This is a genomic window from Pseudomonas sp. GL_117 (assembly GCF_057835125.1).
The window spans coordinates 2,660,301-2,673,812 of record NZ_CM174418.1; the positions used below are offsets into that span (position 1 = coordinate 2,660,301).

At 62.5% G+C, this 13,512-nt stretch carries 11 protein-coding genes and 2 riboswitches; of the genes, 7 read left to right on the forward strand and 4 right to left on the reverse strand.

Going from position 1 to position 13,512, the window contains the following annotated elements:
• Nucleotides 1-30: 30 nt before the first annotated feature.
• The 3 genes from AC3ISR_RS11970 (at nucleotide 31) to nfuA (ending at nucleotide 4,078) form a co-directional block, all read left to right on the forward strand.
• The gene (locus AC3ISR_RS11970) at nucleotides 31-2,322 is read left to right on the forward strand and encodes a fatty acid cis/trans isomerase (RefSeq protein WP_463983967.1); all 2,292 of its coding nucleotides are present in this window, start codon (nucleotides 31-33) and stop codon (nucleotides 2,320-2,322) included.
• 86 nt (nucleotides 2,323-2,408) lie between these two features.
• Nucleotides 2,409-3,434: an acyltransferase family protein gene (locus AC3ISR_RS11975; RefSeq protein WP_463983966.1), complete on the forward strand. Its 1,026-nt coding sequence runs from the start codon at nucleotides 2,409-2,411 to the stop codon at nucleotides 3,432-3,434.
• Between the two features lie 59 nt (nucleotides 3,435-3,493).
• A complete protein-coding gene (gene nfuA / locus AC3ISR_RS11980; protein WP_003190728.1) occupies nucleotides 3,494-4,078 on the forward strand; it encodes a Fe-S biogenesis protein NfuA in 585 nt (194 codons plus the stop codon).
• Nucleotides 4,079-4,208: 130 nt separating this feature from the next.
• On the opposite strand, the gene cobM is transcribed toward nfuA, so the two are convergent.
• The 4 genes from cobM to AC3ISR_RS12000 form a co-directional block, all read right to left on the reverse strand.
• Complete coding sequence (cobM, locus tag AC3ISR_RS11985) at nucleotides 4,209-4,955, reverse strand: precorrin-4 C(11)-methyltransferase (RefSeq protein WP_192299687.1); 747 nt, start codon at nucleotides 4,953-4,955, stop codon at nucleotides 4,209-4,211.
• Nucleotides 4,956-5,025: 70 nt separating this feature from the next.
• Nucleotides 5,026-5,418 (reverse strand): cobalamin biosynthesis protein, encoded by a 393-nt coding sequence (locus AC3ISR_RS11990; protein WP_192299686.1) that lies wholly within the window; start codon nucleotides 5,416-5,418, stop codon nucleotides 5,026-5,028.
• Nucleotides 5,415-6,113, reverse strand: coding sequence for a CbtA family protein (locus AC3ISR_RS11995; protein WP_463983965.1), 699 nt, complete (start codon nucleotides 6,111-6,113; stop codon nucleotides 5,415-5,417). The genes AC3ISR_RS11990 and AC3ISR_RS11995 overlap by 4 nt, the downstream gene beginning before the upstream one ends.
• 11 nt (nucleotides 6,114-6,124) lie before the next feature.
• Entirely contained in the window at nucleotides 6,125-6,313 is a 189-nt protein-coding gene (locus AC3ISR_RS12000) for a CbtB domain-containing protein (RefSeq protein WP_192299684.1), read from the reverse strand.
• Nucleotides 6,314-6,410: 97 nt separating this feature from the next.
• Nucleotides 6,411-6,611: riboswitch (cobalamin riboswitch) on the reverse strand.
• A gap of 32 nt (nucleotides 6,612-6,643) precedes the next feature.
• Between AC3ISR_RS12000 and AC3ISR_RS12005 the strand changes: the two genes are divergently transcribed.
• The 4 genes from AC3ISR_RS12005 (at nucleotide 6,644) to AC3ISR_RS12020 (ending at nucleotide 13,468) form a co-directional block, all read left to right on the forward strand.
• Nucleotides 6,644-6,790, forward strand: coding sequence for a hypothetical protein (locus tag AC3ISR_RS12005; RefSeq protein ID WP_463983964.1), 147 nt, complete (start codon nucleotides 6,644-6,646; stop codon nucleotides 6,788-6,790).
• A 560-nt stretch (nucleotides 6,791-7,350) separates the two neighbouring features.
• A riboswitch (cobalamin riboswitch) is annotated at nucleotides 7,351-7,550 on the forward strand.
• A gap of 93 nt (nucleotides 7,551-7,643) precedes the next feature.
• Nucleotides 7,644-8,705 carry a cobalamin biosynthesis protein CobW gene (cobW, locus tag AC3ISR_RS12010; protein WP_192299683.1) on the forward strand — a complete coding sequence of 354 codons (1,062 nt, stop codon included), beginning with the start codon at nucleotides 7,644-7,646 and terminating at the stop codon, nucleotides 8,703-8,705.
• A gap of 3 nt (nucleotides 8,706-8,708) precedes the next feature.
• Nucleotides 8,709-12,470, forward strand: a complete 3,762-nt coding sequence (cobN, locus tag AC3ISR_RS12015) for a cobaltochelatase subunit CobN (protein ID WP_463983963.1) — start codon at nucleotides 8,709-8,711, stop codon at nucleotides 12,468-12,470.
• Entirely contained in the window at nucleotides 12,470-13,468 is a 999-nt protein-coding gene (locus AC3ISR_RS12020) for a magnesium chelatase ATPase subunit I (protein WP_463983962.1), read from the forward strand. The genes cobN and AC3ISR_RS12020 overlap by 1 nt, the downstream gene beginning before the upstream one ends.
• Nucleotides 13,469-13,512 lie beyond the last annotated feature (44 nt).

Below are 13,512 nucleotides of genomic sequence, written 5' to 3' on the forward strand. Positions count from 1 at the left end.
CATCGCACGCATTGAATCGGGACCGGATACATGTCACTTCGTCTTATCGTCAGCGCCGTTCTGGCCTTGATTGCCAGTACCGCCCAGGCTCAAGGGCCCGCCCCGGCGATTTCCTATACCCGTGATGTCCAGCCGATCTTCACCGAGAAATGTGTGGCGTGCCATGCCTGCTACGACTCGGCCTGCCAGCTCAACCTGGGCAGCGCCGAGGGTGCGGCACGTGGGGCGAGCAAAGTGCCGGTGTATGACGGCGAGCGCAGCCAGGCCACCCCGACCACCCGATTGTTCTATGACGCTTTTGGCAAAGCCGCCTGGCAGCAGAAAGGCTTCCATTCGGTGCTGGACGCCCAGGGCAGCCAGGCCGCGCTGATGGCGCGCATGCTCGAACTGGGCCACAACGCGCCGCTGCAGCCCAATGCCAAATTGCCTGAAGAGATCGTGCTGGGGCTCAACCGCGAAAACATGTGCGCCATGCCCGGCGAGTTCAATGCCTATGCCGGCGCCCATCCCAAGGAAGGCATGCCGTTGGCTGTCACCGGCCTGACCGATCAGCAATACCAGACCCTGCAGCGCTGGCTCGCGTCCGGCGCGCCGATTGATGAGCAGGGCTTGGCGCCGAGTGCCAGGGAAGCCCTGCAAGTGCAGCAGTGGGAGAACCTGCTCAACCAGCCAGGCGCCCGTGAGGGCCTGGTGGCGCGCTGGTTATTCGAGCATTTGTTCCTTGCTCATATCTATTTCGAGAACGGCGAACCGGGGCATTTCTTCCAGTGGGTGCGTTCGCGCACGCCCAGTGGTCAGCCGATTGACCTGATCGCCACTCGCCGCCCGAATGATGACCCGGGCACCCGCGTGTACTACCGCCTGTGGCCAGTGCAGGGGGTGATCGTGCATAAAACCCACATCACGTACCCGTTCAGTGCCGAGAAAATGGCGCGGATCAAGGCGCTGTTCTACGCCGGCAACTGGCAGGTCAACGCCTTGCCGGGTTACGGGCCGGGCCGTCGCGCCAATCCGTTCGAAACGTTCGAGGCCATACCGGCCAAGGCGCGTTACCAGTTCATGCTGGATAACGCCGAATACTTCGTGCGCACCTTTATCCGCGGGCCGGTCTGCCGTGGACAAATCGCCACGGACGTCATCCGCGACAACTTCTGGACCCTGTTCCAGGACCCCGACCACGACCTGTACATCACCGATGCGCGCTATCGTGGCCAGGCCACGCCACTGCTGGCCATGCCGGGGCAGAACGACGACGTCGGCAGTGTCCTCAGCCTGTGGCTGGCCTATCGCGACAAGCGCAACGAATACGAGGCCCTGCGCCGTGACAGTTATGCCGATGTGCCGCCGCCGAGCTGGTCGAGCCTGTGGGTCGGTAATGACAACGCGTTGCTGAGCATCTTCCGCCACTTCGACAGCGCCTCGGTGAACAAGGGCTTGATCGGTGAAGTGCCGCAAACGATGTGGTTGTTCGACTATCCGTTGCTGGAGCGCACCTATTACCAGTTGGCGGTGAACTTCGACGTGTTCGGCAACGTTTCGCACCAAGCCCAGACACGCCTGTATTTCGACCTGATCCGCAACGGTGCCGAGCAGAACTTCTTGCGGTTGATGCCGGCGAACTCCCGCGACGATTTCCTCGATGACTGGTATCAGAACAGCGGCAAACTCAAGTTGTGGCTGGACTACGAAGCTATTGACGACGACAAGCCGAGCGGCTTGCACCTGGACGCCAAAGACCCGAAACGCGACTTCGCCAACCAATTGCTCAGCCGCTACGGCGACCTCAACGCCAGCCCGGACCCGATCAACCGCTGCAACGGCGCCTACTGCTCGCGTGACGGCATCGATCCGGCACTACAGGATGCCGAGCAGGCCCTCAGCCGATTGACCTCGCGCCCGGCGGCGGGGCTCAAGGTTATCGACCAATTGCCGGAAGCGACGATGCTGCGCATCGAAACCAGCAATGGCAAGCGCGTGTTCTATAGCATGCTGCGCAACCGTGCCCACAGTAACGTGGCGTTCCTGCTGGGTGAGGCCTATCGCTACCAGCCGGGCCTGGACACCGTGACCATCTATCCCGGCGTGCTGAGCAGCTACCCGAACTTCATGTTCAATATTCCGGCGCAGGATGTGCCTGAGTTCGTCGCCGAAATGGAGCGGGCCAAGGATGCCGATCGCTTTGAAAAAATTGTCGATCATTGGGGTGTGCGTCGCAGTCATCCATTGTTCTGGCAGTACTTCCACGATTTATCGCAGTACATCCGCGAAAGCACACCGGTGGAAGAGGGCGTGCTGGACATGAATCGCTATGAAAACCTATAAGGGTGTCAGTGATCCGCTCATCCCTCTAGGCGGGTGCTGAAGCAGTCGGATATCTACCATGCAGCAATGGAAAAGGTACCCCGAAGATGCTGGTTTCAGTGCAGGCACTACGCGCCTTGGCGGCTTGGGTTGTGGTGGGGCATCACTTCATCCAGGTGTTTTTCAACTTTGAGGTCGATACCCCGCTGGCCTATTTGTTCGCCGATAAAGGTGCCATCGGCGTGGACGTGTTCTTTGTCATCAGTGGCCTGGTGATTTTTCTCGCAACAGCCGACAAGGCGCAGACACCAGGGCGTTTCATGCTCATGCGCGTGGCCAGGATCGCTCCCGCGTATTGGTTCTATACGCTGCTCATGGCGTTACTGGTCATGACGGTGCCTTCGATGTTTCCAGAAACGTATGTGGTGCCCAGCCATGTGCTGCAGTCGCTGCTGTTTATTCCGGCGGAACACCCCGGCGGCTTTGGGCGTTATCCGCTAGTGGATGTCGGCTGGACCCTTAACTTCGAGATGCTGTTTTATGGGCTGTTCGCCCTGACCTTGTGTTTTCGCAGGGCTTACCGGTTGTGGATAGTCGCCACACTGCTGTACCTGGTGTGTGGCGTCATCAGCCCCGCCTTTGACCTGTTTGGCGGTTTTTACCGCAACGACATTGTCGTCGAATTCCTGATGGGCATCGTCATCGGCATGCTGTATCACCGTGGCCTGTGCCGAGCCCCGGCGTGGTTGCCGTTGCTGGGTATCGTGGCGGCCTTGGCCGCGATTTATCACGGCGCGGACGTTCCGCGCGCGCTGGAGTGGGGGGTGCCCAGCGCGATATTGGTCATCTGCTTTGTCACGCTGGAGCCTTTTTTTCGTCATTCGCGTGTCTTGAAGATGCTCGGAGATTGCTCCTACTCGGTGTATTTGCTCCACACCATGGTGCTGTGCGCCGGGCGATGGTTTGCCGAGCGCACGGGCGTTGATCCCTACGTGATGCTGCCGGTTTGCATCCTGGTGACGGCGTTCGCCTCATTTGGCAGCTACCACTGGCTGGAAAAAGCGGCGTACAGCAGGCTCAAGCAGTGGTTGGGCATTGATCAGCCGCCCATCCTTTCCCGACAAAAATACTAGGACTTTGTACCTGCGTAATATTTTGGCGTAAACTGCCGGCAAGCCTGTGAGGAGTTTCCATGACTGCCATAACCATTACCGACGCCGCCCACGATTACCTGGCTGACCTGCTGTCCAAGCAGAACACCCCGGGTATCGGTATCCGCGTCTTTATCACCCAGCCTGGCACCCAGTACGCCGAGACGTGCATTGCCTACTGCAAGCCAGGTGAAGAGAAGCCTGAAGACACCGCGCTGGGGCTGAAAAGCTTTACCGCGTATATCGACGCCTTCAGCGAAGCCTTCCTCGACGACGCGGTAGTCGACTACGCCACCGATCGCATGGGCGGCCAATTGACCATCAAAGCGCCCAACGCCAAGGTGCCAAATGTCAACGCTGACAGCCCGGTGAACGAGCGTATCAACTACTACCTGCAGACCGAGATCAACCCGGGGCTGGCCAGCCACGGCGGCCAGGTCAGCCTGATCGATGTCGTGGACGACGGCATCGCGGTGCTCAAGTTTGGTGGTGGTTGCCAGGGCTGCGGCCAGGCGGACGTGACCCTGCGCGAAGGTATCGAGCGCACCCTGCTGGAGCGTATTCCAGAGCTTAAAGGTGTCCGTGACGTGACCGACCACACGCAGAAAGAAAACGCCTACTACTGAGTAAGGTGTTCACTGCGAAGAAAAAACGGCGCCCCGTGAGTGCCGTTTTTTTTATGCATGCTTTTCAACGCCTTACGCTGTTTTTCTAACAAATGGGTTTAAGTGTGGGAGTGGGCTTGCCCGCATTCCTTCAAGGGCGGTAAAGGTGTGCGTGGCCAGCCCGGTACAGCGACGACTCGCTGAAACTGTCACTGGCCAACACCCGACCCACCACAATCAGCGCGGTACGCCGAAACCCCTTGGCTGCGACCTTCTCGGCAATATCACTCAAGGTCCCGACCGCCCAATCCTGATCCGGCCACGTCGCCCGGTGCACCACCGCAATCGGGCAGTCTGCGCCATAGTGCGGCAGCAGTTCAGCGACGATTTTCTCCAGATGGTTGACCCCCAGGTGAATCGCCATGGTCGTGCCGTGCCGCGCCAGGCTGTCGAAGTCCTCGCCGGGGGGCATGCTGGTCTTATCCGCATAGCGGGTCAGGATGACGCTCTGGGCGATGTCCGGAAGGGTCAGCTCGGTCTCCAGTAGCGCCGCGCAGGCGGCCACGGCGGTGACGCCAGGGATGATCTGGAAAGGGATGCCCAGCTCGCGCAAACAGCGGATCTGCTCGCCAATCGCGCCATACAGGCTCGGATCGCCGGAGTGCACGCGTGCCACATCCTGGCCTTTGGCGTGGGCGGTTTTGATCAGTTCGATGATCTGTTCCAGATGCAACTCAGCGCTGTTGACGACGATTCCTGCCTGGTGACCTTCCAAAACCGCCGCTGGCACCAGGGAGCCGGCATAGATGATCACCGGGCAACTGCGGATCAGCCGCTGGCCTTTTACGGTGATCAATTCCGGGTCGCCGGGGCCTGCGCCGATGAAGTAGACGGTCATGGGGAATTCCTGTTGAAAAGCGGGCGAGCATGAAGATTGCTCATGATCGGGAAGGGCGATTATCGGGATTTTAGTCGGCGCAAGCCAACGCAAAGGTGGCCTGGGCGGTTTTTTTGCGGGTGATCAGCAGGCGCGCAGGGGCGCCAGTGAGGTGCTCGGCCAGTGCCAGGGCGGCGCTTTCGGCGATGCCGTAGCAGCCGGTATGGGCGAAAGCGACAGCGGATCTGTGGCTCAGGCGGTCGGCATAAGCCCCTAGCCCGGCCGCGCTGAAGCAGTGCAGTGGCAGATTCAGCAGCGCGGCCAGGGCGAGTAATCCGGGTTCATCGCGTTTGCGATCAATACTCGCCAAGGCCGTAACGTGCCGGCGCTCGATACCACCCTCGGCGAGGGCGGCGTCGAACAGGCTCAGCAGGGTGTGAACATCACAACCCCGCTGGCAGCCCAGGCCGGCCACCAGGGTCATGCCGAGTATTGATCGTCACGGTTGCGGCGGAACAGCCAGGCGCTGATCAGGCCCAGGGCCAGCCAGAACGCCACGTTGGTCAACTGCGATGCGATCTTGAACTGCGCTTCCAGCGCTTCTGGGGCCAGCATCGAATGCACCTGCGGTTGCGGTGCGCCAATCACGTGGGGAACCACCAGGATTGCCGCCCCCAGTGCTTTGAGCAGCCAGTTGCGACCGAATACGATCAGCGCGATACCGGCCGCGGTGGACGCTGCGGTACCGATCCACCACGTCTGGCGCAGTGCGAGGTCGGCGGCAGCCGTGCCCGGCAGCTCAGGCGGCAGCCCCAGGGTCGGCGCCAGTACGAAGGTCGCGTAACCAGCCAGCCCCCACAGCAGCCCTTGGGCGGTGCGGGTTGGCGCGCGCAGGGTGTACAGGCCGGCGAGCATCAGTGCGAAACCGATTGCCACTACCAGGTTGCCACCTGTGGTAGAGAGCACGCGCTGCCAGCCGTTTTCCGGCTCCCAGGCTTCGGCGTCGTGGGTATGGGCAGCGGTGCCGGCGGTATGCTCGTGCATCACCTCGGCAGGGGCTTTTTCAAAGGTTTCCGCCTGCAAAATCAGCGGGGCGACCCAGAAGCTTTGCAGCAGGGTCAGCAGCAGGGCGGCCAAAAGTCCGCTGAACCCTGCGGTTTGCGCAATACGCTTGATCATTTCGGCAGGTCTCAATGGCACGGGAACGCGGCGCTGTGGCGGGTATCGTGGGCAGCGTTGTGCACCGCCTCGATATGCGAGAAACCGGCGAAATACACCAGGCACGCGCCGAGGATCGACGCACCGATGGCGGCGGTCAGGCGTTGGCTCAGGGTAGAAGTGCGGCTGGCGGAGTGCGAGGTGCTGCTGATGATCGACATGGCGCGTCCCTTTCAGGTGTCTGGGTGAAACGAGCGCATGAAAACCCCGCGAGCCAGGCACGCAGGGTTCTGAACAGCGCCCGCCCACCGCGGGTTTGTTATCTGATTTTTTCGGGCCGGTCTCCGGGCTTGCGAGGGGCTCAATGCCTGAAAACGTCGCCTTCCCATGCCTTGGGCACAGTGGATATGACGTTTCGCTCGCTTACCGTTGCGGGGGCAGCACCGGACTGTCATGCGCACATGAGTCACCGGTTTCCCGTTTCACCCTTTGCAGGGCACCCGAAACAAGATGTGTAGGAGAGCATGGGGGTGGGAGGGGAGTCAATTGGGATGTGGTTTTTGGTGGTGGTGGTGGTGGTGGTGGTGGTGGTGGTGGTGGTGGTGGTGGTGGTGGTGGGGTACATATCCGTTTCTTCGGTAACGGCGGCTTATGGTTCCGCTCTTACAGCGGGTCACTTTGGAAAAGCCCCAAAGTAACCAAAGGGCTCTTGCCCCAACACTCGGCACCTCGCCCAGGCTCGGTGTGCCCTCACTCCGGCTTGAATCCGTGGGCCGCCGTCATCGGCCATCCCTGGCCCAGGACGGCTAACCCGGCGTCCTGCCGGGTTGCCCACGGATTCAAGCCTGCGTTCGGCCAGCGTGTTTAACGGGGCAAGTGAGATCAAAAGCCAGAGCGCGGCGGCCTTGGAGCCGACCGGTGTTTTTTATGGTGTTCACCCTCGACTTTGGGAGCTGGCTGGCCTGCGATGCAGGCGCCTCGGTACATCAGGCGCACCCAGTTGATGCCATCGCAGGCAAGCCAGCTCCCACAGGGGAGCCCGCCCGCTTTCTCGATCAGGCCGGCTGTCAGGCCGCCCAAATCCATGTCGGATTAAGGGCACACCGAGCCTGGGCGAGGTGCCGAGTATTGGGGCAAGAGCCCTTTGGTTACTTTTGGGCTCTTTCCTAAAGTGAGCTGCCGTAAGGAGTCGCCGTTACCTAAATATCGGATATGTACACGAACCCAACCCCATCATTGACCATCCCCCAAGCACTGCGTAGCCTTGCACCCTCGAGGTTCTTCGGCCCAGGCCGAAGCTAAGAAGGGAACGCGGTTCAAGCCGCGGCTGCCCCCGCAACTGTAAAGGGTCCAGTTGACTGCCACGCCACTGCCGACAAGGCGGGAAGGCGCAGCCAGCGCCGGTCGCAAGATCTGCAAGCCCCAAGCCAGGAGACCTGCCTCGCAATCGATTTTTCAATTCAACCGGGCGGGGTGATCCGGTGACGAAATCCGCTGCTGCGCACTGTCGCAGGGCCTATCGTCCCGTATGCCCGCCCCCAAGGGCATCCGATGAAAACACTGGCCAAACTCCCCGTCACCATCGTTACCGGCTTTCTTGGCTCGGGCAAGACCACCTTGCTGCGCCATATGCTCGACAACGCCCAGGGCCGTCGCATCGCCGTGATCGTCAACGAATTCGGCGAGTTGGGCATTGACGGTGAAATCCTCAAGCAGTGCTCCATCGGTTGCACCGAAGAAGAAGCCAACGGCCGTGTCTACGAGCTGGCCAACGGCTGCCTGTGCTGCACCGTGCAGGAAGAGTTCTTCCCGGTGATGCGCGAGCTGGTTGCCCGGCGCGGCGACCTCGACCATATCCTCATTGAAACCTCTGGCCTGGCTTTGCCAAAACCCCTGGTACAAGCCTTCCAATGGCCGGAAATCCGTAGCGCCTGCACGGTTGACGCGGTGATCACCGTGGTCGATAGCCCAGCCGTGGCCGCCGGCACCTTCGCCGCATTCCCGGACCAAGTCGACGCCCAGCGCAAACTCGACCCGAACCTGGACCACGAATCGCCGCTGCACGAGTTGTTCGCCGACCAACTGGCCAGCGCCGACTTGGTGATCCTCAACAAATCCGACCTGATCAGCCCGGAAGACCTGGCCCGTGTGCGCCTGGAAGTCGCCGAAGAGCTGCCGCCGGCCGTGAAGATCGTCGAAGCCAGCAGCGGCCGTCTGCCGCTGGACGTGTTGATTGGCCTGGGCGCGGGCTCCGAAGAGCATATCGACGCTCGCCACAGCCATCACGATCATCACCACGAAGGTGAAGACGACCACGACCACGACGCCTTCGACTCGATTTCCATCGACCTGCCGCAAGCCGACGAGGCGCTTTTGCTCGACGCCCTGACCCAGCTGGTGGTGCAACACAGCATCCTGCGCGTCAAAGGCTTCGCCGCGATCCCGAACAAGCCGATGCGCCTGCTGATCCAGGGCGTAGGCACGCGTTTCGATAAGCACTTCGATCGCGCCTGGGCGGCCGACGAAGCACGCATCACACGTCTGGTACTGATCGGTCAGGACCTCGATGCGGCGGGCCTCGAAGCGCAACTGCGCGCTGCGCTCAGCGTTTAACCCATGCACCTGCTCAGGACCCAGCCCGGTGGTTTCGTCTCGGACGACAATATTGCCGACCTTGGCCAAACCCCCGCTGAACTGGTGATCCTGTGCAGCGGCGACTCCAGCCTGGCGCTGCTGGCCGAAGCGGCCCAGCAGTTGCCCGACGATTACCCGAGCCTGCGCCTGGCCAACCCCATGCAGGTGCAGAACCACGCCTCGGTCGACCTGTATGTCGACGAGGTGTTGCGCCACGCCAAGGTCATCCTGATCTCGCTGCATGGTGGCATCGGCTATTGGCGTTACGGCATCGAGCGTCTGGTGGAGCTGGCCGAACGCGGTGTACAACTGATCCTGGTGCCGGGCGACGATCGTCCCGACCCGGAACTCAGCGGTTTGAGCACCGTTGGCGCACAAGAACGTGATCGCCTGTGGCACTTCCTGCGCCAGGGTGGCTTGGGCAATGCGCTGGATTTCTATCGCTGCCTGGCCAGCGCTTACCTGGGGCGCGACTATGCCTGGGCCGAGCCGCAAACCCTGCCGCGCACGGCGATTTATCACCCGCACAAAGCCAACCCCCGCTTGAATGACTGGCAGGCGGATTGGCAGGCCGAGTTTCCGGTGGCGGCGGTGCTGTTCTACCGCTCTCACTTGCAGGCGGCCAATACCGGTTTTATCGATGTGTTTTGCCAACGCTTGCAGGCTGCGGGCCTGAACCCGTTGCCGATAGCGGTGGCCAGTTTGAAAGAGCCCGGCTGCCTGACGGTCGTCGAGGACCTGCTCGATGAGGTCGGCGCGGGGCTGATCCTGAACACCACCGGGTTTGCCCAATCCAGCCCGGAAGCGCCGCATTTGCGCCCGTTTCGCCGCAATATCCCGGTGATCCAGGCGATTTGCGCCCAAGACAACGAGCCGGGCTGGCAGGCCAGTGAACAAGGCCTGGGCCCGCGCGACTTGGCGATGCATATTGCCTTGCCGGAGCTGGACGGGCGCATCATCAGCCGGCCGATCAGCTTCAAGGATCTGGCCTGGCGCAGTGAGCGCAGCCAGTCGGATGTGGTGTGTTACCGCGCCGCGCCCGAGCGCATGGATTTTGTTGCCGAACTGGCGCGCCGTTGGGTCGAATTGGCACGGGTACCGAATGCGCAGAAACGCATCGCGCTGATCCTCGCCAACTACCCGACCCGCGACGGCCGTATCGGCAACGGCGTTGGTCTGGACACACCGGCGGCGGCGCTGAACATCCTGCGTGCCCTGCAAGCCGAAGGGTATCCGCTGCCCGACGAATTGCCTCCGAGTGGAACGGCCCTGATCCATGACCTGCTCGGTGGCGTCACCAACGACCTCGACAGTATTGATCTGCGTCCCTGTCACCAAAGCCTGGGCCTGGACGACTACGAGGCGATGTTCAAACGCCTGCCCGAAGCCAATCGCCAGGCGGTTATTGAACGGTGGGGCGCGCCCCATAACGATCCGATGTTCCGCGACGGCCGCATGATGATCGCCGGCCTGCGCCTGGGCCTGACTTTCGTCGGCATCCAGCCTGCGCGGGGTTATCAGGTGGACGCCAGCGCGGTGTACCACGATCCCGATCTGGTGCCGCCTCATGGCTACCTGGCGTTCTACTTCTGGCTGCGTCACACCTATGGCGCCCACGGTGTGATCCATGTGGGCAAGCACGGCAACCTGGAATGGCTGCCGGGCAAGGGCGTTGGCCTGTCGGAAAACTGCTGGCCCGATGCGCTGCTGGGGCCGTTGCCGAATATCTACCCGTTTATCGTCAACGATCCGGGCGAGGGTGCCCAGGCCAAACGCCGCACCCAGGCGGTGATCATCGACCACCTGATGCCGCCGCTGACCCGTGCCGAAACCTACGGCCCATTGCGTGACCTGGAACTGCTGGCAGACGAGTATTACGAAGCGCAACTGCTCGATCCTCGCCGCGCCCTCGAGCTGCAAAAGGACATCCTCAAGTTGGTGCGCGAAACCCGCATCGACCAAGAGCTTGAACTGGATAAAGAAGCTGACGCCGCCATCTGGCTCCCGCGCCTCGACACTTATCTGTGTGACTTGAAGGAGTCACAGATCCGCGACGGCCTGCACATTTTTGGCCAGTCGCCTGACGGCCGTTTGCGCATCGACACTTTGCTCGCGTTGCTGCGTATCCCCCGTGGTGATGGGCGCGGCGCGCAGTCGAGTTTGCTGCGGGTATTGGCCAAGGCCTTCGAGTTGGGCTTCGATCCGTTGGATTGTGCACTCGCCGAACCCTGGACCGGTCGCCGTCCCCTGGTGTTGCAGAAGATCGACCCGCAGTTGTGGCGTACCGCCGGGGATACCCGCGAGCGCCTGGAGCTCTACGCGGCGCGCTTGATCGAACAGGCTCTGGAAGGCCCGCTTGAGCAACTGGAGGAGCCTGGCTGGGAAGGCGTGAAGGCCGTCATTGAAAGCCTGCGCATCGTCGTTGCGCCGCGCCTGGATGCCTGCGGCCCGGCGGAAATGCGCGGCCTGCTGGATGCCTTGAGCGGTCGGTTCGTGCCGGCGGGGCCCAGCGGTGCGCCGAGTCGCGGGCGCCTGGATGTACTGCCCACCGGGCGTAACTTTTTCACGGTGGACGTGCGCAACCTGCCGACCACCACGGCCTGGCGCATCGGTTTTCAATCCGCCAACCTGATCCTTGAGCGGCACTTGCAGGATCACGGCGACCACCTACGCCAGCTCGGTTTGTCGGTGTGGGGCACGGCCACCATGCGCACCGGCGGCGACGATATTGCCCAGGCCATGGCGCTGATGGGCGTGCGCCCGGTCTGGGCCACGGGCAGCCAGCGGGTGGATGACTTTGAAATCCTGCCGATCAGCCTGCTGGACCGCCCGCGTGTTGACGTCACGCTGCGGGTGTCGGGGTTCTTCCGTGATGCCTTCGCCAACCTGATCCGCCTGTTCGATGCGGCGGTGCAGGCGGTGGCGGCGTTGGACGAGCCGGACGACCTGAACCCGTTGGCGGCCAAGGTGCGCAGTGAGCGCGAGGCGTTGCTGGCGTCTGGCCTGGACGCAGAAGCTGCGGCGAAACAGGCCGGCTGGCGCATCTTCGGCGCCAAGCCTGGAGCCTATGGCGCGGGCGTGCAGGGTGCGATTGACGGCCGCCTGTGGCAAAGCCGCGAGGACCTGGCGGAGGTCTACCTGAACTGGGGTGGCTATGCATATGGCGGCTCCGACGAGGGCACCGCCGCCCGTGGGCAGTTTGCCCAGCGCCTGAGCCAGGTACAGGCGGTGTTGCAGAACCAGGACAACCGCGAGCATGACGTGCTCGATTCCAACGACTACTACCAATTCCAGGGCGGCATGCTCGCTGCCGTGGAAACCCTGAGCGGCGACAAGGCCGCCAGTTACCATGGCGACCACAGCCAGCCGGACTTGCCGAAAATCCGTACCTTGAAGGAAGAGCTGAACCGGGTGATCCGCTCCCGCGCCGCCAATCCCAAGTGGATCGAAGGCGTGAAACGCCACGGCTATAAAGGTGCGTTTGAAATGGCTGCGACCGTGGACAACCTGTTCGCTTTCGACGCCACCACCGCGCTGATCGACGATCACCAATACGCGCTGCTCGCCGACGCTTATTTGCTCGACCCCGACACCCGCGCCTTTGTGCAGCAACACAACCCCGCCGCCCTGCGCGACATGGCCGAACGCATGCTTGAAGCCCAGCAGCGCGGCATGTGGCAGGAGCCGGGGGCTTACCGTGAGGCGTTGGAAAACCTGTTGCTGGATATAGAAGAAGACAGCTGATGACTGATATTCCCCATTTCCCGCTGTCCGCCGTGGTCGGCGCCGACGCATTGAAACTGGCGCTGTGCCTCACCGCCATCGACCCGAAGATCGGCGGTGTGCTGATCGAAGGCCCGCGTGGCATGGCCAAGTCCACCCTGGCGCGGGGCTTGGCGGACCTGCTGGTCAGTGGCCAGTTTGTCACCTTGCCGTTGGGCGCGACGGAAGAGCGTCTTGTTGGCACGCTGGATCTGGACGCGGCATTGGGGGAGGGGCGGGCGCAGTTTTCGCCGGGGGTGTTGGCCAAGGCTGATGGCGGCGTGCTGTATGTCGATGAAGTCAATCTGCTGCCCGACCATCTGGTGGATCTGTTACTGGACGTGGCTGCCAGCGGCACCAATCTGATCGAGCGTGACGGCATTTCCCATCGCCATTCGGCGCGCTTCGTACTGATCGGCACGATGAACCCGGAGGAGGGCGAACTGCGCCCGCAACTGCTTGATCGCTTCGGCTTCAACGTGGCGCTGAGCGGGCAGACCTTGCCCACGGAACGCGGGCAGATCATCCGTCGGCGCTTGGATTTTGACACTGACCCCGCGGCGTTCTGCGCGCAGTGGGCCGAGCAGCAAGCCGCTCTACAGAGGCGCTGCACCGAGGCGCGAGCGCGGCTTGAGGCTATTGCGCTGGATGACCAGGCCTTGGCGCAGATCACCGAGCGTTGTTTCGCCGCCGGAGTCGACGGCTTGCGCGCGGACCTGGTCTGGCTGCGCGGCGCCAGGGCCCATGCGGCCTGGCGTGGTGCCAGCGCCATTGACGAAGAGGACATCGAGGCCGTCGCCGACTTTGCCTTGCGCCATCGCCGCCAAGAGCAATCTCCGCCGGCCAGCCCGCCGAACCAAGGGCAATCCCCCAAGTCCTCTGACACCTCTCCCGGCCAAGGCCAATGGGGCGACATGCCCGCCGCCGCCTTACCCACGGGCGCCCGGCGGGAAGTCCCCACCTGGCCAAAAAAGCCCTAGGCATTCGCCCTCGACCTGACGCGGGGGCGGATGCCCGACCCAAG